Source organism: Streptomyces sp. CA-251387, assembly GCF_050936625.1.
In the GTDB taxonomy this organism is placed as follows: Bacteria; Actinomycetota; Actinomycetes; order Streptomycetales; family Streptomycetaceae; genus Streptomyces.
In genome coordinates, this window is record NZ_JBNJMJ010000001.1 from 1,872,777 (window position 1) to 1,894,990 (window position 22,214).

General features: G+C 70.7%; 22 protein-coding genes. 13 read left to right on the forward strand and 9 right to left on the reverse strand.

The window, feature by feature from the left end:
* Positions 1–56: 56 nt before the first annotated feature.
* The gene (locus ACQEV2_RS08230; RefSeq protein WP_433054276.1) at positions 57–1,007 is read right to left on the reverse strand and encodes a hypothetical protein; all 951 of its coding nucleotides are present in this window, start codon (positions 1,005–1,007) and stop codon (positions 57–59) included.
* A 303-nt stretch (positions 1,008–1,310) separates the two neighbouring features.
* Between ACQEV2_RS08230 and ACQEV2_RS08235 the strand changes: the two genes are divergently transcribed.
* The 4 genes from ACQEV2_RS08235 to ACQEV2_RS08250 all read left to right on the forward strand — a co-directional run bounded on the left by ACQEV2_RS08235 (position 1,311) and on the right by ACQEV2_RS08250 (position 3,730).
* On the forward strand, positions 1,311–2,207 hold the full coding sequence (locus tag ACQEV2_RS08235; RefSeq protein WP_433038108.1) for a DMT family transporter: 897 nt from the start codon (positions 1,311–1,313) through the stop codon (positions 2,205–2,207).
* A 212-nt stretch (positions 2,208–2,419) separates the two neighbouring features.
* Positions 2,420–2,965 carry an NUDIX hydrolase gene (locus ACQEV2_RS08240; RefSeq protein ID WP_433038110.1) on the forward strand — a complete coding sequence of 182 codons (546 nt, stop codon included), beginning with the start codon at positions 2,420–2,422 and terminating at the stop codon, positions 2,963–2,965.
* Between the two features lie 10 nt (positions 2,966–2,975).
* The gene (locus ACQEV2_RS08245; protein WP_433038112.1) at positions 2,976–3,368 is read left to right on the forward strand and encodes a YidH family protein; all 393 of its coding nucleotides are present in this window, start codon (positions 2,976–2,978) and stop codon (positions 3,366–3,368) included.
* Complete coding sequence (locus tag ACQEV2_RS08250; protein WP_433038114.1) at positions 3,365–3,730, forward strand: DUF202 domain-containing protein; 366 nt, start codon at positions 3,365–3,367, stop codon at positions 3,728–3,730. The genes ACQEV2_RS08245 and ACQEV2_RS08250 overlap by 4 nt, the downstream gene beginning before the upstream one ends.
* Positions 3,731–3,906: 176 nt before the next feature.
* On the opposite strand, the gene ACQEV2_RS08255 is transcribed toward ACQEV2_RS08250, so the two are convergent.
* Positions 3,907–4,884, reverse strand: a complete 978-nt coding sequence (locus tag ACQEV2_RS08255) for an NADP-dependent oxidoreductase (RefSeq protein ID WP_433038116.1) — start codon at positions 4,882–4,884, stop codon at positions 3,907–3,909.
* A gap of 111 nt (positions 4,885–4,995) precedes the next feature.
* On the opposite strand from ACQEV2_RS08255, the gene ACQEV2_RS08260 reads away from it, so the two are divergent.
* From ACQEV2_RS08260 to ACQEV2_RS08270, 3 genes are all read left to right on the forward strand, one after another.
* Positions 4,996–5,292: a hypothetical protein gene (locus ACQEV2_RS08260; protein ID WP_433038118.1), complete on the forward strand. Its 297-nt coding sequence runs from the start codon at positions 4,996–4,998 to the stop codon at positions 5,290–5,292.
* A 185-nt stretch (positions 5,293–5,477) separates the two neighbouring features.
* Positions 5,478–6,512, forward strand: a complete 1,035-nt coding sequence (locus tag ACQEV2_RS08265; RefSeq protein WP_433038120.1) for a phosphotransferase family protein — start codon at positions 5,478–5,480, stop codon at positions 6,510–6,512.
* Positions 6,513–6,518: 6 nt separating this feature from the next.
* On the forward strand, positions 6,519–7,733 hold the full coding sequence (locus tag ACQEV2_RS08270) for an acyl-CoA dehydrogenase (RefSeq protein WP_433038122.1): 1,215 nt from the start codon (positions 6,519–6,521) through the stop codon (positions 7,731–7,733).
* 82 nt (positions 7,734–7,815) lie between these two features.
* Here ACQEV2_RS08270 and ACQEV2_RS08275 read toward each other — a convergent pair whose 3' ends face one another.
* The 3 genes from ACQEV2_RS08275 to ACQEV2_RS08285 are packed head-to-tail and all read right to left on the reverse strand — an operon-like array spanning position 7,816 to position 10,898.
* Complete coding sequence (locus ACQEV2_RS08275; protein ID WP_433038124.1) at positions 7,816–8,409, reverse strand: TetR/AcrR family transcriptional regulator; 594 nt, start codon at positions 8,407–8,409, stop codon at positions 7,816–7,818.
* A gap of 54 nt (positions 8,410–8,463) precedes the next feature.
* Positions 8,464–10,128, reverse strand: a complete 1,665-nt coding sequence (locus tag ACQEV2_RS08280) for a class I adenylate-forming enzyme family protein (RefSeq protein WP_433038126.1) — start codon at positions 10,126–10,128, stop codon at positions 8,464–8,466.
* Complete coding sequence (locus tag ACQEV2_RS08285; RefSeq protein WP_433038128.1) at positions 10,125–10,898, reverse strand: SDR family oxidoreductase; 774 nt, start codon at positions 10,896–10,898, stop codon at positions 10,125–10,127. The genes ACQEV2_RS08280 and ACQEV2_RS08285 overlap by 4 nt, the downstream gene beginning before the upstream one ends.
* Positions 10,899–11,060: 162 nt before the next feature.
* Between ACQEV2_RS08285 and ACQEV2_RS08290 the strand changes: the two genes are divergently transcribed.
* The gene (locus ACQEV2_RS08290; protein WP_433038130.1) at positions 11,061–12,293 is read left to right on the forward strand and encodes an exo-beta-N-acetylmuramidase NamZ family protein; all 1,233 of its coding nucleotides are present in this window, start codon (positions 11,061–11,063) and stop codon (positions 12,291–12,293) included.
* A 107-nt stretch (positions 12,294–12,400) separates the two neighbouring features.
* On the forward strand, positions 12,401–13,729 hold the full coding sequence (locus ACQEV2_RS08295; RefSeq protein ID WP_433038132.1) for a serine-threonine protein kinase: 1,329 nt from the start codon (positions 12,401–12,403) through the stop codon (positions 13,727–13,729).
* An 18-nt stretch (positions 13,730–13,747) separates the two neighbouring features.
* Here ACQEV2_RS08295 and ACQEV2_RS08300 read toward each other — a convergent pair whose 3' ends face one another.
* Entirely contained in the window at positions 13,748–16,546 is a 2,799-nt protein-coding gene (locus ACQEV2_RS08300) for a penicillin acylase family protein (protein WP_433038134.1), read from the reverse strand.
* A 231-nt stretch (positions 16,547–16,777) separates the two neighbouring features.
* Between ACQEV2_RS08300 and ACQEV2_RS08305 the strand changes: the two genes are divergently transcribed.
* Together ACQEV2_RS08305 and ACQEV2_RS08310 are read left to right on the forward strand one after the other, a co-directional pair.
* Positions 16,778–17,383 (forward strand): hypothetical protein, encoded by a 606-nt coding sequence (locus ACQEV2_RS08305; RefSeq protein ID WP_433038136.1) that lies wholly within the window; start codon positions 16,778–16,780, stop codon positions 17,381–17,383.
* A 118-nt stretch (positions 17,384–17,501) separates the two neighbouring features.
* On the forward strand, positions 17,502–18,239 hold the full coding sequence (locus tag ACQEV2_RS08310) for a 3-keto-5-aminohexanoate cleavage protein (RefSeq protein WP_433038138.1): 738 nt from the start codon (positions 17,502–17,504) through the stop codon (positions 18,237–18,239).
* Here the strand turns inward: ACQEV2_RS08310 and ACQEV2_RS08315 are convergent.
* Positions 18,185–18,919 (reverse strand): hypothetical protein, encoded by a 735-nt coding sequence (locus ACQEV2_RS08315; RefSeq protein WP_433038140.1) that lies wholly within the window; start codon positions 18,917–18,919, stop codon positions 18,185–18,187. The two genes, ACQEV2_RS08310 and ACQEV2_RS08315, sit on opposite strands and share 55 nt — an antisense overlap.
* Positions 18,920–19,070: 151 nt before the next feature.
* Between ACQEV2_RS08315 and ACQEV2_RS08320 the strand changes: the two genes are divergently transcribed.
* Positions 19,071–20,138, forward strand: a complete 1,068-nt coding sequence (locus ACQEV2_RS08320; protein ID WP_433038142.1) for an RNA ligase (ATP) — start codon at positions 19,071–19,073, stop codon at positions 20,136–20,138.
* Between the two features lie 276 nt (positions 20,139–20,414).
* Here the strand turns inward: ACQEV2_RS08320 and soxR are convergent, their stop codons facing one another.
* Positions 20,415–20,951 (reverse strand): redox-sensitive transcriptional activator SoxR, encoded by a 537-nt coding sequence (gene soxR / locus ACQEV2_RS08325; protein ID WP_433038144.1) that lies wholly within the window; start codon positions 20,949–20,951, stop codon positions 20,415–20,417.
* A 115-nt stretch (positions 20,952–21,066) separates the two neighbouring features.
* Between soxR and ACQEV2_RS08330 the strand changes: the two genes are divergently transcribed.
* A complete protein-coding gene (locus tag ACQEV2_RS08330; RefSeq protein WP_433038146.1) occupies positions 21,067–21,528 on the forward strand; it encodes a MaoC family dehydratase in 462 nt (153 codons plus the stop codon).
* 29 nt (positions 21,529–21,557) lie between these two features.
* On the opposite strand, the gene ACQEV2_RS08335 is transcribed toward ACQEV2_RS08330, so the two are convergent.
* Positions 21,558–22,181 (reverse strand): TetR/AcrR family transcriptional regulator, encoded by a 624-nt coding sequence (locus ACQEV2_RS08335; protein ID WP_433038148.1) that lies wholly within the window; start codon positions 22,179–22,181, stop codon positions 21,558–21,560.
* Positions 22,182–22,214: the final 33 nt, after the last annotated feature.

Genomic DNA, 22,214 nt, shown 5'->3' on the forward strand with positions numbered 1-22,214 from the left:
TTGGGGGTGCGGGGGGGGGCGGGTCGGGTCGGTGTTGTTGCGTCGGGTCGGTGTCGTTACGCCATGCCGAGCGCGGTGTCGCGTGCGGCGCGGAAGGCGGGGTACGGGTCGCGGTCCGGGTACGACCACGGGGACGGCGTTGCGTGCTCGCCGATGCGGTGGAACAGGGCGGCGGCCTCGGCGCCCCGGCCCTCGCAGACCTTGGCGTGGGCGAGGAAGTTGAGGTCGATCAGGCGGCGCGGGTGGCCTTCCTGCTCCCACTCCAGCCACCAGTCGAAGGCGGCCCGCATCACCTGCCGGGCCCGGCGGCCGGTCCAGTGCCCGGAGGCGGCCGCGTCGCGGGGCTCGTGTCCGGCGCCTGCGAGGACGCGGTAGCGCTCGGCATGGGCGATGACCGGGAGGATGGCGAGCGGGGAGTCGGCGGGGGCGTGCTCGGCGGCCTGGTTGGCGAAGTCGTAGACCTCGTGGAGCGGGTCGGGGCCGGCACCCGGGTGGCGCTCGGCGAGCCTGGCGACCATCAGATGGTGGGCGTGGTGATGGTCGGCGTACCGGGCCCGGACCTCGGCGAAGAGGCGCCGCACCTCCTCCTCGGCACCGAGGGCGCACTCCAGCATGAGCAGCCCGAGCCAGGGGGTGGGGTCGGCGGGTGCGAGCGCGGCGGCGCTGTGGCAGGACTCGCGGGCGCGGACCGGTTTCTCCTTGCCGCGCAGGGCGCGCTGCACCTGTGCGAGGGCGAGCAGGACGGCGGCGTCGGCGGAGTCGGGTTCGGCGAGCAGCCAGTCGCGGGCCCAGGGGGCGCAGTACGGCTCCCGGGCGAGGACGGTGACGCGGTGCCCTCGGCGGTCCCAGTCGTCGCCGGTCCGGGCGAGCAGCGAGCGGACCGACTGCCACCTGCCCTGGGCGAGCGCGGTGCGGGCCGCGGCGAGCTCGGCGTCGTCGAGGGCCGCGTCGAAGGCGTGCGCCGCACGCTTGCGACTGCGGCCGAAGGGGGGCGGAGGTGGGGGCACCGTTGTGGGTTCTGTCGGGGGAAGGATGTGGACTGTCATCGAATGATCACGCACAGCAAACCCGCAGCCAACGGTTCACGTCAAGGGTCGCCGCCGCGTTACACGCGTCAACTTCCGTTACCGGTGAGGCAGTTGAGGCTTTCAACATGCCCGCGATGTCGGAATTGATCCAAGCGTGTGGCGCACGTCATGGCGTCGTCGGCGCGGGCATCGCACGATTGCGGGACGCCCATGCCGGGTCAAGGGCCGCTACAGTCGGCCCCTACGCACACCGTCCCCGGCAGGATGATCGAGGTACGCAGCGTGTCGCTTCAGATCCTGATACTCGCCGTCACCGCTGCGTGCTGCCTGGGCTTCGGCTTCGTGTTGCAGCAGAACGCGGCCCGGCGGGCCCCGCTGAACGACTTTCTCTCGCCCCGCATCCTCCTCGACCTGATGAAGGTGCCGCGCTGGCTGGGCGGCATCGGGCTCATGGTGGCGGGCATGGCGCTGGGCGCGATGGCGCTGGGGCAGGGTGAGATCTCCCTGGTGGAACCGCTGCTGGCGACGAACCTGCTGTTCGCGCTCCTGCTCTCCCGCCGCCAGACCAAGCAGCCGCTGGGCCGCCAGGGCTGGACGGGCCTCGCGCTGCTCGCGGGCGGCGTCACGGCGTTCATCGTCGCCGGACAGCCACGCGGCGGAACGGCGACCGACGACCCGCTGCGGCACTGGCTGATCATCGGCGTCATGATCGGAGTGGCCCTGCTGCTCACGGCGTACGCAAAGCGCTCACGGCTCAGCTCGGGTCCGGCGCTGCTGGCGACGGCCGCCGGTCTGCTGTACGGCGTGCAGGACGCGCTGACCCGGGTGACGGGCGAGCGTTTCGCCGAGGGCGGCCTCGCGGAGGTGCTGACCGGCTGGCAGCCGTACGCGGTGGTGGCGCTCGGCCTCACCGGGCTGGTCCTGGTCCAGAGCGCCTTCGAGACAGCGTCGCTGCGCATGTCCCTGCCCGCCCTGACCGCGGCCCAGCCACTGGCCGGCATCGTCTGCGGCGTGGGCTTCCTCGGCGACCGCCTCCGCACCGACGCGGGCGCGCTGGCGTGGGAGGCGGCCGGGCTCGCCGGGATCGTGGTGGGCATCATCCTGCTCGGGATGCATCCGGCGATGCCGTGCGGGACGAAGGAGCCGGAGCGGGCGACGGTGCTGCAGGCCGCCGGGTGACGGTGGTTGCGGGGACCGGCTGAGGCGGGCGGAAGTCCGTACGGGGCCGGGTGCCCTTGCCGCTTCGCTGGACCTCCCGGCGCATTCCGATCGCCCCGCGGTTTCCACCCTTCACCTGCCCAAGCCACGGCCGGGAACGACCCGCGGCGTGTCGAGCGGCCCGGTCCGGACGGTGACACCACCCGGCGGGAGCCACCTGCTTGGATGGCCCCATGAGCTCTGCTGACGAGATCCTCGACATCGTCGACGAACAGGACCGGATCATCGGACAGTCCCCGCGCGGCGAGGCCTACGCCAAGGGGCTGCGCCACCGCTGTGTCTTCATCGAGGCCCGGGACGCACAGGGCCGCCTCTTCGTGCACCGCCGCACACCCACCAAGCTGGTGTTCCCCTCGCGGTACGACATGTTCGTCGGCGGCGTGGTCGGCGCGGGTGAGTCGTACGACGACGCCGCTCTGCGCGAGGCCGAGGAGGAACTCGGCGTGAGCGGCCTGCCCCGCCCGTCGTACCTCTTCAAGTTCCTGTACGACGACGGCGCCGGACAGACCTGGTGGTCGGCGGTGTACGAGGTGCGCTGCGAGCTGCCCGTGAGCCCCCAGGTGGAGGAGGTCGCCTGGCACGACTTCCTCCCCGAGGCCGAGGTCGAGCGACGACTGCCGGAGTGGGCGTGGGTGCCGGACGGACTCGCGGCGTACGAGCGGCTCAGGACCTACCGGGCGGCGGGCACTGACAACGCCCCCCGGCGACGGCCCGGATAGGGTCGTTCATGTGATCGAGTTCGCACGAAACGTCCGACTGTGGTTCGAACCGCGGCAGATCCGGCAGGAGGGCGGCACCCCCGACTACCGGTTCTCGCTGGCGAACGAGCGCACCTTCCTGGCCTGGCTGCGTACCGCGCTCGCGCTCATCGGCGGCGGCTTCGCGGTGGACCAGTTCCTGCCGGACCTGCGCTGGGGCTGGCGCGTCGGGCTGGCGCTCGCGTTGCTCGCGGCGGGCGTGCTGTGCTCGCTGCGCGCGGTCAATCACTGGGTACGCTGCGAGCGGGCGATGCGCCGGGGCGAGGATCTGCCCGTGTCGCGGTTCCCGGCGATGCTGAGCCTCGTGGTCGCCGTCGTGGCCGTGGCGATGGTCGTCGTCGTGCTCGTCGGGTGGGAGGGATGAGCGTCGATGGGGGTCCCCCCGGTCGAGCATGTTCGAGACTGGGGGAGGCCCCGGAGCCGGAGCGGGATCCGGGACTGCAGCCCGAGCGGACGCGCCTGGCGTGGCGCCGTACGACACTGTCCGGCACCGTGGCCGCCGTACTCGCCATGAAGACCGCACTGCACGGCGGGATCTCGGTCGCCGGGACGGTCGTCTGCGCCCTGTGCTGCGGGCTGTGGCTGGGCTTCCTGGCTCTGGCCCACCACCGTATCCGCGTCCTCGCCACGTCGACGGAGCCCGCGGCCCTCGCTCCCCGGCACGCGACGGCCACGGTCCTGTTCACCGTGGCCCTGGCGGTGTGCGCAGCCGCCCTCGTCTTCTGAGGACGGTGGGCCCTCACCGGCAGGTACACGAGTACGGCCCTCACCGCCAGGTACCTGACTACGGCCCTCACCGGCAGATTCCCGACGACCGCCCTAGCCGACGGCCCCCTGGGAGCCAACTCGCCGACGGATCCCTGGGAGCCGGCCCTCGTCAGCGGCGGCGCCCCCGTTCGGCGCTACTCCGCCCCCTGCCACAGCCCCTCGGGCGCCACCGCCTCCTCCGTCTCCCAGTCCACCGTCACCACGATCTTGCCCCGGGTGCGGCCCTCCTGGTTGAGCCGGTGGGCGTCCGCCGCACGTTCCAGCGGGAACGTCTCCGATACATGCACGGACACCACGCCCTCCTCCGCCAGCTCCGACAGCCGGAGCAGGTCCTCCGCGTCGGGGCGGACGAAGTAGTAGCGGCCGCCGTAGTCGAAGACGTCCGGGTCGGCGATCGACACCAGACGGCCCTCGGGGGCGAGGAGATTGGTCGAGACCTTCAGCGCCTCGCCGCCGACCGTGTCGAACGCCGCGTCTACGCCTTCGGGCGCCAGTCCGCGCACGCGCTCGGTCAGGCCGTCGCCGTACTCGACGGGCTCGCCTCCGAGGCCGCGGACGTAGTCGTGGTTGTGCGCGCTCGCCGTGCCGATGACGCGGGCGCCCAGATGGCGGGCGAGCTGGACGGCGATCGAGCCCACGCCGCCGGCCGCGGCGTGCACGAGGACGGTCTCGTCCGGCTTGACCTGGAGCACCTTCAACAGCACCTGATAGGCGGTCAGCCCCACCAGCGGCAGGCCGGCCGCCTCCTCCCAGGTGAGGTTGCGGGGCTTGCGCGCGAGGGTGCGGACGGGGGCCGCGACGTACTCGGCGAAAGTGCCGTGGGAGAGGAGGTCCTCGCGTACGTAGCCGATGACCTCGTCGCCGACGCCGAACTCCGTGACGGACACACCGGGTTGGACCACGACCCCGGAGACGTCCCAGCCGGGGACCACCGGGAAGACCGGCTCCAGCATCCGGTCCATGTAGCCCTCACGGCACTTCCAGTCGACCGGGTTGACCGCCGCCGCCCGCACCTTGACCAGCACCGAGTCGGGGCCGACCCGCGGGTCGCGCACGTCCCCGTATGCGAGCACCTCGGGGCCGCCATAGCTTGAATAGCTGATGCCCTTCATGGCTCCGACCCTCTGGCGTGGCAGGGCGCCACGCAAGCCGAATGAGCCGATATGCGCCGTTCGCGTGGCAGCCTGTCGACGTCACGACCCACACCTTCGAAGGTGAGCACCATGACCACCCTGCACGTGGAACACCCCTCCCACACGCACACCCACGGCCCCGACTGCGGTCACACCCCGGTGCCGCACGGCGACCACACCGACTACGCGCACGACGGTCACCTCCACCGCGAGCACGGCGGACACTGGGACGAGTGCGAGGCGGACGGGCACGCCCCGCACGAGGGCCACGCCCATCAGCACGGCGCCGACTGCGGGCACGAGAGCGTCCTGCACGGGGACCACGTCGACTACCTCCACGACGGCCACCGCCACGCCGCCCACGAAGGCCACTGGGACGACCACTGAGCCCCCTACGAGGCCCCGCCCGGTCGGCGTACCGGCCGGAACCCGTCCCCGACAGCTCCCCGACGCTCCACGCGGGGAGCTGTCGGCTTATCGTGGCCCCGATCACGTTCGTCTCCCCCACTGGACTACATACCGACTGGTCGGCATCATGAGTCAGGTCCGTTCACCTGCTTGAGGAGCGATATATGAGCCCCGACCATCCGCCCGGACTCGATCTCGACCGGCTGCGCGGCCTGCTCGAGCGGGAGCGGCCCGGCCTGGTGCACGGTCCGCTGACCGGCCGGCTGATCGAGGGCGGACGGTCCAACCTCACCTACTTCGTCTCCGACGGCACCTCGAAGTGGGTCGTACGGCGGCCCCCGCTCGGCCACGTCCTCGCCACCGCGCACGACATGAAGCGCGAGCACCGGGTCATCGACGCCCTGCACCCGACGAACGTGCCGGTGCCGCGGCCGGTGCTGCTCTGCGAGGACGAGGAGGTGCTCGGGGCGCCGTTCTACGTCATGGAGTTCGTCGAGGGCACCCCGTACCGCACCGCCGACCAGCTGGCCCCGCTCGGCCCGGAGCGCACCCGGGGCGCGGTGCTGTCCCTGGTGGACACGCTCGTCGAGCTGCACGCGGTGGAGCCGGCGTCGGTGGGGCTGGAGGACTTCGGCCGCCCCGAGGGCTTCCTGGACCGGCAGCTGCGCCGCTGGGGCAAGCAGCTGGACGCCTCCCGCAACCGCGAACTGGCCGGCATCGACGAGCTGCACGCGACGCTCGGACGGCGGCTGCCCACCTCCCCGGCCCCCGCGGTCGTCCACGGCGACTACCGGCTCGACAACGTGCTCATAGGTCAGGACGACCGGATCAAGGCGATCCTCGACTGGGAGATGTCCACGCTCGGTGACCCGCTCACCGACCTGGGCCTGCTGGTGATGTACAGCAAGCCGCTGGGGATGCCGAACTCCCCCGTCTCCACCACGGCCGAGGCACCCGGGCACCCGGATCCGGCCGAGCTGATCGAGCGGTACGCGGCCCGCTCGGGACGGGACGTCTCGTCCGTCTCCTGGTACACGGCGTTCGCCTGGTTCAAGCTCGCCGTGATCCTGGAGGGCATCCACTACCGCTACACGCTGGGCCAGACGGTCGGCCGCGGCTTCGACCTCATCGGCGACCTGGTCCCGGTCTTCATCGAGCACGGCCTGACCACCCTTCGAGACGGCACCCAGGAAGGCTGACGGGACATGGACTTCGCGTTCGACGCACGCACCGAAGAGCTGCGCGCCAAGCTGCTGGCCTTCATGGACGAGTACGTCTATCCGGCCGAGGCGGTCGCGGAGGAGCAGCGGGCCGCGCTGGCCTCGCCCTGGGACACCCCGGCCGTGGTCGAGGAGCTGAAGGCGGAGGCACGCAGGCAGGGCCTGTGGAACCTCTTCCTGCCGGACGCCGAGTACGGCGCCGGGCTCACCAACCTCCAGTACGCGCCCCTCGCCGAGATCACCGGCCGTTCCCCGCAGCTGGCCCCCACCGCGCTGAACTGCGCGGCGCCCGACACCGGGAACATGGAGGTGCTGGCGCAGTTCGGTGACGAGCAGCAGAAGAAGCAGTGGCTGGAGCCGCTGCTGGCCGGTGAGATCCGCTCGGCGTTCGCGATGACCGAGCCTGAGGTGGCCTCCTCCGACGCCACCAACATCACCACGCACATCGAACGGGACGGCGACGAGTACGTCATCACCGGCCGCAAGTGGTACATCTCCGGGGCGATGAACCCGGACTGCAAGATCTTCATCGTGATGGGCAAGACGGACCCGGACGGTGAGGACATCCGCCGCCAGCAGTCCATGGTCCTCGTCCCCCGCGACACCCCGGGCGTCACGGTCGAGCGCGCGATGCAGGTCTTCGGCTACGAGGACCACTACCACGGCGGCCACGCCGAGGTGATCTTCGACCACGCGCGCGTGCCGGTCTCCCACCTGATCGGCGAGGAGGGCGGCGGTTTCGCGATCGCCCAGGCCCGCCTCGGTCCGGGCCGTATCCACCACTGCATGCGGCTGATCGGGATGGCCGAGCGGGCGATCGAGCTGATGTGCAAGCGGGCCGTGTCCCGCACCGCCTTCGGCAAGGCGCTGGCCCAGCAGGGCGTGGTGCACAACTGGATCGCCGACGCGCGCGTGACCGTCGAGCAGCTGCGGCTGCTGGTGCTGAAGACGGCCTGGCTGATGGACACCGTCGGCAACAAGGGCGCCCACACGGAGATCCAGTCCATCAAGATCGCCACTCCGCGCGCCGTCGTCGACATCATCGACCGGGCGATCCAGCTGCACGGCGCGGGCGGCGTCAGCCAGGACTTCCCGCTGGCCGAGCTGTACGCGGCGGCGCGGACGCTGATGATCGCCGACGGGCCGGACGAGGTGCATCAGCGGTCGCTGGCGCGGCGGGAGCTGAAGAAGTACCTGTAGCGCAGGACGTACGAGGGGCGGCCGTCCATGGCGGCCGCCCCTTACGCATGCCCTTACGCGTGACACACGCCCGCGCGCGCCTTCAGGGACGCAGCGCTCGCAGCAACAGGTCGGCCAGGTGGTCGGCGACCTCCTGGGGGCCCATCGGGCCGTCCGGGCGGTACCAGGTCGACAGATGGTGGACGGAACCGAAGTGGTAGTCAACCACCAGGTCGGCCGGGGTCGCCTTGGAGAAGACGCCCGCCTCCTGGCCCTCCTCGATGAGCGCACGGAAGCGTTCGTGGTAGCGCCGACGCTCGGCGCGCACCTGCTTGTTCTTCTCCGGGCTCAGGTGGTGCATGGACCGCCAGAAGATCATCGCGTCGTCGAGGTTGTCGATGGTCGTCACCACGACGTCCGCCGCGGCGGCCCGCAGGCGCTTCTCGACCGGCTCGTCGGCCTGCGCGAAGGCGTCCAGCCGCTCCTGCTGCAGGCGCAGCACGCGCGCGTACACCTCGTGCAGGAGGTCGTCCTTGGAGCCGAAGTAGTGGTAGAGCGCCCCCTTGGTGACGCCGGCCGCCTCGACGATCTCCTGCACCGAGGTGCGGTCGTAGCCCTGCTCGGCGAAGAGCCGGGTGGCGGCGGCGAGCAGCCGCTGCGGGACGGGCGTACCGTCTCCGTCCGTCGTCCTGGCCACTGTGCCGCCACCTGCCCTTCCGAGATGTCTGCTTGCTGTCCGGCAGTCGTTCGTCTAGCCGTCGTTCGTACGGGAACGAAGTTCCCGACGGAGGATCTTCCCACTTGCCGTCTTGGGCAAGTCGGGCAGGATCTCCACCTGCCGCGGATATTTGTAGGCGGCCAGTCTCTCCCTGCAGTACGCGGCGAGTGCCTCGGGGTCCGTTTCCGCACCCGGACGGAGGCTGATGTACGCCTTGACGGTCTCCCCGCGATACCCGTCGGGCACCCCGACGACGGCCGCCTCGCGCACCGCCGGGTGCGTGTAGAGCACGTCCTCGACCTCGCGCGGCCACACCTTGAAGCCGGACGCGTTGATCATGTCCTTCTTGCGGTCGACGACGTACAACCAGCCCTGCTCGTCCATGAAGCCGATGTCACCGGTGCGCAGTTCACCGTCGGGGAACGTCTCGGCGGTGGCGTCGGGGCGCCGCCAGTAGCCCGGGATGACCTGCGGCCCCCGTACGACGATCTCGCCCTGCTCGCCGAACGGCACCTCCGCGCCCTGGTCGTCGACGATCCGTACGACCGTCTCGGGACCGGGCAGACCCACGGCAAGCGTCCCGGAGACCGGGTCGACGGGGGCCTCCAGGCCGGGCGGGACGGAGGCGCAGGGGGCGGTGCACTCGGTGAGGCCGTAGCCGTTGCGGATGTACGGCCCGAAGCCGGCCCGGAACTTCTCCACCAGCGCGGGCGGCAGCGGCGCGCCGCCGGAGGAGATCATCCGGAAGGAGGCGAAGTGGTCGCGGGTGACGCCCGGGTGCGCGGCCAGCGCCATGAAGGCGGTCGACGGGCCGACGGTGTAGTGCGGCCCGTGCTCGGCGAAGGCGTCGAGCACGACCCCGGCCTCGAAGCGGTACGCCAGCACGAGCGTCCCCGCGCTGTCGAGACAGGCACCCAGCTGGCAGACCATCCCGGTGATGTGGAACAGGGGCGCCAGCGCGAAGTAGACGGGCGGGTCGGGCAGCTCCAGTCCGGTCCGCTGCCGCTCGGCGTTGTACATGATGTTGCCGTGCGTGTTGGTGGCGCCCTTGGGCGTGCCGCTGGTGCCCGAGGTGTAGCTGATCAGGGCGATGCCGGAGGGCTCCGGGTCGCGCCCTTCGGGCGCCTTGTGCCCGGCACGGGCGACGGCCGTCAGGTCGTCGGCGTCATCGGCCTGCGGCAGCCGCTCGAAGGACAGCACGCGCGCGTCGTTGCGCGTCTGGAAATCCAACTCGCAACCCGTGAGCACGATCCGCACCGGCGAGTCGGCCGCCGTCTCGCGCAGATACGACTCCCAGGCCCGGTCGGAGCAGATCAGCGCGGCCACGTCACCGTCCCGAAGGACGTGCGCGACCTCCCCCGACTTGTACATCGGGTTGACGGGCACGACGATCGCCCCGGCCTTCCAGGCGCCGAGCAGGGCAAGCACGAAGTGCGGGGAGTTCTGCAGCAGGATCGCCACCCGGTCGCCGCGCTCGAGACCACGGGCGGCGAGGTGCCCGGCGACGGAGTCACTGAGCTCGTCGGCCTCGCGGTAGCTCAGGCGGCCGTCGAAGTAGGCGAGGAAGCTGCGCTCCGGCGCCTCGGCGGCGGCCCGGCGCAGGGCGTGCACGAGGGAGTCCTCGGGCTCGATGGGGGCGCGCTGGGCGTCGCTGAGCAGGGCCAGCCAGGGCTTGGCGGCGTACCGGGAGTCGGTCATCGGGCCTCCTCCCACTTCTGCTGGAGGTGGTTCATATTGGCCAGCCAGCGGTCCGGATCGGCGGCCCGCGCCTGGTAGTAACCGTCGACCTCGGGATGCGGCAGGATCAGGAAGCGGTCCTCCTCCATGCCCTTGAACAGGGCGTCCGCCACGTCCTCCGGCGCGATGGCGGTGGGCTTCAGCACGAGGTCGCCCGCACTGCCGGTGGCGTCCAGCATGTCGGTGCGCACGCCCTGCGGGCAGATGGCGTGCACCTTGATCCCTCGGTGCCGGTACGTCAGCGACAGATACTCGGCGAAGGCATAGGCGCCGTGCTTGGTGACGGCGTAGGGCGCGGCGCCGATCATGGTGAGCAGTCCGGCGGCGGAGACGGTGGAGACGAACCTCCCGCTGCCACGCTCCAGCCAGTCCGGGAGCAGGTCGTTGGCGGCACGCACGTGCGCCATGACGTTGACGTCCCAGGACAGCGCCCACGCCCTCTCGTCGGCGAGATCGGCCGCGTCCGGCCCGCCGAAGGCGACACCGGCGTTGGCGCAGTAGACGTCGACGGTGCCGCCGAGGGCGTCCCGGGCGTCGCCGACAATGGCGGATGCGTCACCGGGGACTGCGATCCCGCCGATCTCGTCGGCGACGACCTTCGCTTTGTCGGCGTCCAGATCATTGACGACGACGCGGGCCCCTTCAGTGGCGAACCGACGCGCAAGGGCTGCGCCTATCCCGCCTCCCGCTCCGGTGACGACCACTCCGGCATCCTGCAAGGCTTCCACCATGGGTCTCCTTCGACGCGGCTCCACTGCAAGGCCAGACTAACCGGTCGGTATGTGACTGGGAAGAGTGACTGCGGCCAACCCCAGGGGCGCGGGGAACTGCGCGACAAGCCACGATTTACCGGCACCTTCCCCCCGACCTGCGGGAGCAATACCGTGCCCCCCATGCGCCTATCCAGACGAGCCTTCCTCGCAGCGACAACGGCAGCAGCATCCGTGTCAGCGGCACCACCGGCCTATGCCGCCCAGCGCCGCAGGCAAACCGGCTTCGAGCGACTCTCCGCCGAAGGCTACGCGCTCCTCGACGGCCGGCGCGTCGGAATCGTCACCAACCCCACCGGCGTGACCCGCGACGTCCGCCACATCGTCGACGTCATGTACGCAGACGACCGCGTGAACCTCATCGCCGTCTTCGGCCCCGAACACGGCTTCAGAGGCACCGCCCAGGCAGGCGGCTCCGAGGGCCGCTACGACGACCCGGCGACCGGGCTCCCGGTCTACGACACGTACCTCAAGAGCGGCCGCCCCCTCGCCGACATCTTCACCGCCTCCGGCGTCGACACGATCGTCTTCGACATCCAGGACGTGGGCGCACGCTTCTACACCTACATCTGGACCCTCTACGACTGCATGGAGGCGGCCCAGCTGGCGGGCAAGCGCTTCGTCGTACTGGACCGCCCGAACCCGGTGACCGGCCGAGCGGCGCAAGGCCCCGTCCTGCACAAGGAGTTCGCGACCTTCGTCGGCCGGCAACCGATCTCGCAGGCGCACGGAATGACGGTCGCGGAACTGGCCCACCTCTTCAACGGGGAGTTCCTCACCACCCCGGTGCCGCTGGAGACCGTGCGGATGACGGGCTGGCGGCGGTCCGACTTCTACGACGCCTCCGGCCTGCCCTGGGTGCCGCCGAGCCCGAACATGCCGACGCCGGACACCGCCCTCGTGTACTCGGGCACCTGTCTCTTCGAGGGCACGAACCTCTCGGAGGGACGCGGCACCACCCGCCCCTTCGAACTGCTCGGCGCGGAAGGCATCGACGGACGCTGGGCGGCGGCCGTCAACGAACTCCACCTCCCCGGCGTGCACTTCAGGGAGGCCTACTTCGCGCCCACGTTCTCCAAGTTCCAGGGCAAGACCATCGGCGGCGTGCAGATCCATGTGCACGACCGGGCCGCGTACGACCCCGTCCGCACCGGGATCGCCCTGCTGGTGACCGCCAAGCAGGTCTGGAGCGGCTTCGGTTGGCGCTCCGACAACTGGATCGACAAGCTCACCGGCTCCACCCGGGTACGCACGATGATCGACGCGGGCGCGAGCGCCGACGAGGTGGTGGCGGGCTGGCAGCAGGAGTTGGCGGCGTTCCGGCGGATGCGCAGGGGGTACCTGCTGTACAAATGACCGCCGCGAATCTCCACCCCGGATGAGTGACGACGTATGGCCAATCACGCCCGTTAGCAGGACGATGCGCCCGTGTCGCACCACTTCGGGGGACGAGGGGGCCTGTCATGGCGGATCCGGCAGTGAGCGTGACTCCTTACTGGGAGCTGACCTTCGACGCGGACGGCGATCCGGACGCCGGGAAACGGGACCGGCTGCTGGCCGGAGTGACACAGCACCACGTCCGTGACCTGATCGTCTTCGCGCACGGCTGGAACAGCGACCGCTCGGGCGCCACCCGGCTCTACGACCGCTTCTTCGCGCCGGTCCCGCAGCTCGCTCCGGCGGCGAAGATCGGGTACGTGGGCGTGGTCTGGCCGTCGATGCGGTTCTCGGACGAGCCGATTCCGGACTTTCCGCGGGCCGTGGCGGCCGAGATGCCGCGTCGGCCGGTGCTGGACAAGGACACGCGGCACGCGCTGCTGGAGACGTTCCCGGGGCGGGCCACCGTGATCGACCAGATCGCGCGCATGCTGGACCAGCAGCCGCGCGAGGAGGCCGAGTTGGAGGAGTTCGGGCGGCTGGTACGGCTGCTGGTGGACGTCGTACCGCCGGGGCCGCAGATGCTGTTCGCGGCGGACACGCTGGCGGAGGGGGTGCCGCAGAACTCGCCGGACATGTTCTCGGTGCCGACGGCTGCCCTGTGCGAGGAGTTCGCGCAGGCGCTGACGCATCTGGAGGCACCCGAGGGAGCGCCGGACGGCGCGGCCTCGTTCTCGTTGCCGAACCCGTGGGAAGGCGCGCACGAGCTGCTGCGGCAGGCGACGTACTACGCCATGAAGCGGCGCGCGGGCACGGTCGGTGAGCGCGGGCTGGGCCGGGTGATCGGGCAGCTGGCCGCGCGGGCGCCCGAGGTGCGGGTGCATCTGGTCGGGCACAGCTTCGGTGCGCGGCTGGTGTCGTTCGCGTTGCGGGGACTGCCGAAGGGCGTGCGCGCGGTGAAGTCCGTGACGCTGCTCCAAGGCGCCTTCTCGCACTACGCGTTCGCCTCGCGGCTGCCGCACGACGCCCGTGCGGGCGGTGTGCTGGAGGGCCAGCACAACCGTATCGACGGACCGCTGGTGTGCTGCTACTCGCGGCACGACTCGGCGCTGTCCACGATGTATCCGCTGGCCTCCCGCATGGCGGGGGACGCGCGCGGGGTCGCGGCCCTGGACATCGGCCGGATGCTGGGTGCCAAGTGGGGTGCGATGGGGCACGACGGGGTGCAGGCGGTTCCGGGGACGCGGTCACTGAAGCTGGCCGACGCGCTGGAGGCGCCCCTGCCGATATCGGGCTGCGTGAACATCGACGCGGCGGCTGTCGTACGGCGCGGCGGGCCGCCGGCGGGGGCACACAGCGACATCCTGCACCGGGAGCTGGCACAGGTGGTGCTGGCGGCGGGACGCATCAAGTGACCCGCCGCCGCTGGTCCGTCACCGATGTGACGTGAACTCCACGACCTGCTGATACGTCGGGCGGTTCTGCCAGCTGATCTTGCCGTGCTTGATGCCGCCCAGGGTGCGCTGGACGATCGAGTCGGCGCACCACTGGTCGCCCGCCGAGCACTGGTCGTCCCCCGGGTACACCTGGGCCGCGGTCTTGCCGGCCGCCTCCTTCAAGGTGCTGATCAGGGTGTCCCGGCAGGCGCTGAGGCTGCCCGCGCCGCAGTACTTCCGGTCGAGCGGGCCCTGCACCGACTCACCGAGCACCGCCCGGATGTCCTTGTCGACATAGCTCCACCAGCCGTACTGGAAGGAGCTCCCGGCATGCGAACCGGTCGGGCCGTGCGCCGCCGACGGGGACTCGTCGATGGGCAGGTTGTTCGCCATCGCGGCGTACAGCTCGCTGCCGAGGCCCGGTTCGAACTCCGCCTTCACCAGCAGCGGCCACCACGCGTCGAGGATGCGGATCGCGTCGGCGTTGGCGTACGTCTTCGAACCGGCGGAGGTCTCCGTGCGTTTGGCGCCCGCCGCCACCCACGCCTGCAGCTTGTCGACAGCCGCCTTGGCCGCGGAGTCGGTGACCGCCGAGCTGTTGACGACCTTCAGCAGGTCCGGCAGAACGTCCTCCGCCCGCAGGTCGGCCAGCCCCGCATCCGCCATGGCCTTCACCAGCGAGGCCCGGGTCACGCCGCCCGCAGCGACCAGCTTCTTCACCCGGTTCTCCAGGAGGTTGCCGCGGTGGACCGAGCCGTTGCCCCAGGGCGCGGTCGTGTAGTCCTTGGCCTGCTTGTTGTTCCAGGAGATGTAGTAGTCCTGGTCGACGGAGTTGGGGTGGGCCGACGGCGGGGTGTACTGCGCGGTGTTCGTCGCCGGGTCCCAGCCGCGCCACTCGTACGCCGGCTGCGCCCACACCGGGAACTCCGCGTCCACGCCGGTCGCCCGGACCGGGTTGTCGCCGCTGTTGTAGTAGGCGGTGTGCTCGGAGTCGGCGTAGAACCAGTTGAAGGTGTAGTTGATGTGCTGGACCGCCTTCTGGAAGTCCTCCGGGCCCTTGACGTAGTCCGGGTCGTTCAGCATCTGGAAGCCGATGATGGAGTCGGCCTCGTGCAGGTAGGACGAGCGCAGGGTGGTGTAGGCGACCTTCTTGCCGCCGACGGTCGCGCGGTGCGTCACGGGACCGTACTTCGTGCGCCAGACCCGCATCGTGTACGAGCCCTCAGGGGTGCTGTCGGCGGTCGTCGGCTTCCAGGCGTTCTTCTGCTCGACCTTCTCCATGGCCGTGCAGGTGCCGCGGTACAGGTAGTGGTGGTCGTCCTGGCACAGCTCGACGGCGTAGGTGTCGATGATGTCCTGGCCGGAGGTGGTGGCGCTCCACGAGTAGTCCTGGCCGCGGCCGAGCTCGACGTACATGCTCAGGCCGGCGAAGGAGGCGCCGCGGGCGCTGATGCCCGGGCCCTGGATCTCCTGGAGCAGGAGGAGCTGCGGTGCGAAGTAGCCCGTCTGCGGGCCGAAGACGGCGACCGGGTGGCCGCTGGCGGTGTGCTCGCCGCTCACCACCAGGGCGTTGGACATGCCCCGCTTGGCCGAGGTCATGGCCGTCTCGGCGGCCGTGGTGGAGGCGCCGGTCGCGGCGGAGCCGGACGCGCTGCCCGTACGGTCGTACACGAGCTGTTCCTCGGCCACCGAGCCGGCGTCGGGCAGGGCCTCGCCCTGCGGGTCGGCGGGCTTGGTCGCGTACGGGAAGCTCTTGTCGTGGACGGTGACGACCGCCTCGGGGTCGTTGCGCTCGCGGAACGACTCCCAGAGCTTGGTGCCCTCGGCCACGCCGTACTTCTCCTGGGCGGCCAGCAGCGAGATCGCGTTGTTGACCTCGCCGCCGCCTCCTGAGCCGAACAGGGCGCCGATGACGGAGCCCAGCGCTACCAGGTCGGTGATCTTGAAGTGCTCGATGGTGCCGGCGTTGGTGACGGAGTCCTTGTGGCCGGTCAGGACGTACTCGCCGGGGAAGTAGCGGCCGCTGTCGGAGGCGTCTATGTAGGCGTTGATGCCGTCGAGGTAGGCCTTGGCGTCGGCGAGAGCAAGCTGTCCGCGTTCGCCGTTGGTGGCGACTGCGTTGTCGATCTGCGCCTGAAGATCGGCTTCCGTGTACGGCGCGTTGCGCCAGAACTGCTGCTCCAGACCCTGGTTGGAGGGCGCGCCACCGGCGAACGACGTCAGCCGACCGCGTCCGACGTGCCGGAAGACGTCCATCAGCCACAGCCGGTCCTGGGCGGCCGCATAGCCGGCGCCGAACTCCGTGCCGTATCTGGTGGTACCGGTGATGTGCGGCACACCGGTCTTCTTGTCCCGGACGATCGTCACGTCGCTGCGGCCGGCGGGTTTCACGGTGGAGGCGACTTGATCGGACGGAACGCCGAACGAGGCGTCGTTGAAGAAGTTGTTGATCGTCGCGTTGGTGAGACCGGAGTAGCCCTTGGCCAGGTTGGCATAGGGGCCCAGCTGGTCCGAGGCGTGCTCGGGCATGCTGCCGAAGGCCTGGTTGAGCAGGATCTGGGCGAGTGTGGCGTTGCCGTTCTGACCCGGCGGCAGGATGTCGGAACACTGGTTCCCGCAGTGGTCGTTGGCGGCCGTGGCCTCGGCCGCTGCTGCCGCGGGCGCGGCCACCGCTTGGGAAAATGGCGACAAAAGACCGGCAATCAGAGCGCATACGGATGCGGTCTTCAGGAACCCGTGGAATCTGCCGGGAGTTCTCAGACTGTCAAGGGCGTTGAGGGGGATTCGCCGTGGCATGGCCGCTCCTACCGACGAGGGTGGTGCCGGATGTTACCGGCGGTATCCCCGGGATTGAAGATGAACATGCGTCACTTTTTGGAGTCACCAAGACCCGCGATGGAGGTCATCGGAAATCGGATGGAGCCGAATCGCTTGTCGATACGTCTATTCGTCAACGTCGCGCGAAGTCCGTGCGGCGACGCCGAAGTGACCGAAGTACAGGTGCAGGTGTGACGGAGGTGCAGGGCGATGGCCGGTTTCCGGAGTCTGGCGAGACAGGTGCGCGACCCGCGGTGCGATCTCGCGCTGCGGCGCTACTCGCTGCGTAAGTGCCTTGAGCGGTTCGCTCCTTACGGGCACAGGGCGACCTGGGACCACTTGTGCTCCCGGGCGGGATTCGGTCCGGAGGACCGGTCCCCCGATCCGGCGCGGCTCGTGGCCGCGTTGGACGAGTTGGAAGAGGCGCGTTCGGTCTGGCTGGCCTATGAGGTCGAGTTCGCCGAGCGACGCAAGAAGGAGAAGCACGACGGACTGCGCAGGCCGGGCAGTGTGGACGACTGGCACCGGCTGACCTGGGGCGGCTTCGGTGTCGCCTGGTGCGACGACCCCCGGGTCCACCCGCATGAACCGCTGGCCGAGGTGCTGCGCCGGCTGATCTCCGCGCTGGAGCGCGAACCGGGCTCGGAGTGCCCGGTGTGCGGCGGGGAGCGGCTGATCTGGAAGTACGACCTGGCCCATGAACCGTCCTCGGGTCCGGTCTGCACGGGCTGCGGAATCGTGGTGCCGCGTCCGGTTCTCACGCCTGAAGCGCTCGCGGCGTCGCGGCGTGAACGGCGACTGCTCGTGTCCGCCTAGTACGACGGGGGTGCGCCGGGGATGCCGCACCCCCCTTGCCGACGCATGGATCGGCGTCTTCCCGTCTGCCGTTGTCATCCCGTCTGCCGTTGTCAGTGGTGGCTGGCAGCATCGAGACATGATCCAGGTGTGTCTGAACGGGCCCCGAGGGGCGGGCGACGGTGCGGTGGTGCCTGTCTCGCCGGAGGCCATGGCCGAGTCCGCCGCGGCTGCGGTCGCCGCTGGTGCCACGGACATCCATGTCCACCCCAAGACTCCCTGCGGACAGGACAGTCTGTCGCCGCGCGTGCTCGCGCCGGTGCTCGAGGCGATACGGGCCCGGGTGCCGGTGCCGGTCGGGGTGACCACGGGTGTCTGGGCGGAACCGGATCCGGGAGCGCGAGTGGAGCGCATACGGAGCTGGGCCGGGCTGCCGTCACTCCCCGATCACGCCTCGGTCAACTGGCATGAGCCGGGGGCCGAGGAGGTGGCGGCGGCGTTGGTCGAGCTCGGCGTGGGTGTGGAAGCGGGCATCTGGTCGGCCACGGACGGGGCGGCGCGGTTCGCCGCCTCGCCGCTGGGTCCGAGGGTGCTGCGCGTGCTCGCGGAGGTGACGGACGCGTCGGCGGAGACGGCCGAGGAGTCCGCGCGTGCGCTGCTGGCCGACCTCGGGCCCGCGTTCGGCCGCCCGGTGCTGCTGCACGGCGAGGACGGGGGCGCGTGGCCGGTGCTGCGGCTGGCGGGGCGGCTGGGGCTGGCGACGCGCATCGGCCTGGAGGACACGCTGGTCCTGCCGGACGGGGAACGGGCCGTGTCGAACGCTCAGTTGGTGGCGGAGGGGCTGGTCCAGTACGGGTGGGCCCAGCGCTCGTCGTGAGGAAGGGCGAGGAGTTCGGCGCGGGTCGCGAGGTCGTACTCGCCCGCGGCGTGGAGGCGTTGGGCGCCGGTGCCGCAGAGCCAGGCGCGCAGGTCCGTGACGCCGGCGTCCACGGTGTCGTCGTACCACCAGGAAAAGGGTGAGGAGTCGGCCTGCAGGTCGTAGAGCCAGACGTCGGCGCAGTGGGCGAGGTGTGCGTCGGCGACCGGGCCGGGGACCCACCCCTCCAGAAAGGGGGTCACCGACCTGGCGATCGTGACGCAGGTGTCGAAGATGTCGTCGATGCCGTACGGCGGCTCGGGCGTCGCGAGGGCGTCCTGCCACCACGCGTGCAGGAACTCCTCGATCGCGGCGGCCTGCTCGGCGGGCCACGCGCGCCAGTCCACCCGGGACAGCCCATGGGCCAGCGTCCCGATCGAGCCCAGGGAACCGTCGGTCATCGCCCGTGCGCCCTGCGGCAGCAGGCGCCGCATCACGGCCGCGTGGTCGTCGAAGTGGTCGGGCACCTCGAAGAGGTGGTACTGCACCACGTCCACGGGCATCGGCGCGTCCGGCGTGCGCAGATACGCGGTCTCCTCGGGTGCGTGGCAGTAGCTGCAGCCGGTCTCGGTGGGGCTGGTGAAACCGCTGAAGACGGTGTCGATGTCGGCGAGGGCTGCGTCAAGAGCGGCTGAGGACATGGGGCTGGTCCCGTCAGGACTCCGTGCGCGGCGGCGTGCCGCCGGCCGAAGATCGCGACGATACCAGCCGCTAATCCGGTCGCTCCAGCACTTTCCCGTCCGGACAGTTGGGGGCGATGAAACACACCTGAGGAAGACCGAGGAGTCCCCGATGTCGACGCTGCGCGTCACCGCCGAAGTGCTGACCGTCCACGAGCATCCGAACGCCGATGCGCTGGAGCTGGCCCAGGTGGGTCTGTACCGGGCCGTCGTCGCCAAGGGCGCGTACCGCACCGGCGAGGCCGCCGTGTACATCCCCGAGCAGTCCGTGCTGCCGGTCGAGCTGATCGAGGAGCTGGGGCTGACCGGACGGCTGGCGGGGAGCAAGGCCGACCGGGTCAAGGCGGTGCGGCTGAGGGGTGAGCTGTCGCAGGGGATCGTGTGCCGGCCGACGGCGCTGGCCGGCGTCGATCTGGCGCGGGCGGCGGCGGAGGGCACCGACTTCGCCGAGGTGCTCGGGATCACCAAGTGGGTGCCGCCCATCCCGCCGACGATGTCCGGCGACGTGGAGTCGGCGCCGGATCTGCTGCCCTGGGTCGACATCGAGAACATCCAGCGGTACCCGGACATCTTCGCGCCGGGTGAGCCGGTGGTGCTGACCGAGAAGCTGCACGGGTCGGCCTGCCTGCTGACGTATGTCGCCGATGAGGAGCGGGTGTACGTCTCCTCCAAGGGCTTCGGCGCGAAGTCGCTGGCGCTGAAGGAGGACCCGCGCAATCTGTACTGGCGGGCTGTTCGGGGGCATGGCGTCGCCGAGGTTGCGGCTCGGGTGGCCGAGAGGTTGGGGGCTCGGCGTGTCGGGATCTTCGGTGAGGTGTTCGGGGCGGGGGTGCAGGACCTGACGTACGGGGCGGACGGACGGCGGGACACGCTGGGGTACGCCGTGTTCGACGTGTCCGCGGACATCGACGGTCGTGTCGAGTGGCTGGACGCGGCGGAGGTGCTGCGAGGGGAACTGCCTTTGGCGCCACGGCTGTTCGAGGGGCCGTACGACATCGAGCGGGTGCTGGAGGTCGCCACCGGGCGGGAGACCGTCTCGGGTCGGGAGCTGCATCTGCGGGAGGGTGTGGTGATACGGCCGGCCGGTGAGCGGTACAGCGCGGTGACCGGTGGACGGGCGATCGCGAAGGCGGTCAGTCCGGCGTATCTGACACGAAAGGGCGGGACCGAGTACGAGTGACTCGGGGCCGCGGGTCGGTGGGTGCGCTGTGTGGGGGCCGGCGCGGGGGTTGGGACGCTCGCCGGCGCCGGCCGGGTGCCGCCCGCGCCCACCCGTCCCGCGCCAGCGGCACGACTGCCCGCAAGCTGGGTGGCTCAGCTGACCAGCCGGCGGCGCTGAAACGCCCTCAAGGGGCGCGGGGAACTGCGCGACCAGCCACGCACGACCCGCAGCCGCCACCGAACCCGAGGCCCCGAGCTCCTAGGCGACCAACCCGGCCCAAGCCAGCGCAGCGCACTAGCAGCACTCCTCGGTTTCCTGCTCCTGCCCCCGCTCCCGCGTCCCGCTCCTCCCCAGGTTCGCCTTCCCTCGCCCTCCCCCTTGCTCCACCATCAGCCGCGACCCCGTAAGCCGTTCACCGAACACGTCGTCCGGGTTGGAGAGGACACACGTGTCCAGGGACAGGCAGCCGCAGCCGATGCAGTCGGTCAAGTGGTCGCGGAGGCGGTTGAGTTGCTTGATGCGTTCGTCGAGTTCCGAGCGCCAGGCCTCCGACAGACGCGCCCAGTCCTCGTGGGTGGGGGTGCGTTCCTCGGGAAGTTCGGCGAGGGCATCGCGGATCGTGGCCAGCGGGATGCCGACGCGTTGGGCGGCCCGGACGAAGGCGACCCGGCGGAGGGTGTCACGGGTGTAGCGGCGCTGGTTGCCGGAGGTGCGGCGGCTGCTGATCAGACCCTTGGACTCGTAGAAGTGCAGGGCGGAGACGGCGGCGCCGCTGCGCGCCGACAGTTGGCCGACGGTCAGCTCGTGGATCTTCTCGGGGATCTGGGGCACTCCTCCGAGCCTACCGACCGCGTCGTACGCCCGTTCCGTTGACATAGGCCTCGCGTCCGACCATGCTAAGCAGTCGCTTAGACATTGCGGGACCGCGACGCGAGAGGCCGGGAACATGGCAGAGCCGAGGATCTTCACGTCCGTCGACGACCTGAAGGCGGCGGTGGGCGAGCAGCTGGGGTACACCGACTGGCTGGAGATCGACCAGAAGCGGATCGACCTGTTCGCCGAGGCCACCGGCGACCATCAGTGGATCCACGTCGACCCGGAGAAGGCGGCCGCCGGGCCCTTCGGGACGACCATCGCGCATGGGTACCTGACCCTGTCGCTGCTGCCCCTCTTCGGACCCCAGCTGATCAAGGTCGAGGGCGTGAAGATGGGCGTCAACTACGGCACCAACAAGGTCCGCTTCCCCTCCCCCGTGCCGGTCGGCTCGCGGTTGCGCGCAACCGGGAAGATCAGCAACGTCGAGGACGTGCAGGGCGGCGCCCAGCTGACCGTCGCCTACACCGTGGAGCGCGACGGCGGGGACAAGCCGGTCTGCGTGGCCGAGTCGGTGGCCCGCTTCTACGTCTGACCCGCTGCTCAGCCTGAGGGCCCCGGCGGCTACTTGACCCCAACCATCCGCAGCACGAGGTCGGCGTACAGCGCGCCGACCTCGTCGGGCGTCCAGGGACCGTCGACACTGAACCAGCGGGCCACGTCGATGCAGAGCGAGAGGACGGCGAGGGTCGTGCCCTTCACGTCCAGTACGTCGAATTCCCCGGCCGCCACACCGTCCTCGATGATCCCGCGCACCTCGGCGTCGCACTGCCGGCGCAGCGCGAGGATCTCGGCGCGGGCGTCCGGGCCGAGCGAGTCCAGTTCGTACTGCACGACCCGCGCGGTGGTGCGCCCCCCGGCGTGCCAGCGGACGAAGGAGCTGACGGCGTCGGCGAGCCGCTCGGCCGCCGTACCCTCGCGGCGCGCCGCCCTCTGCAGGATCTCGAGCGCCTTTTCGTGGCCGATCCTGCTGATGCGGTGGAGCAGCTCTTCCTTGGTCTTGTAGTGGATGTAGAGCGCGGCCGGGCTCATGCCGGCGCGGCCCGCGATGTCACGGGTCGTGGTGGCGTGGTAGCCGCGCTCGGCGAAGGCCTCCACAGCGGCGATCAGCAGCCGCCGGGCCGCGTCGGGCGTGACCTCACCCCACGCCGACGTCTCGCCGCCGGCCGTCTCCTCCGCCGTACTCATCGCTGATTCGCCCCTCTCGCTGACAGAGGAACC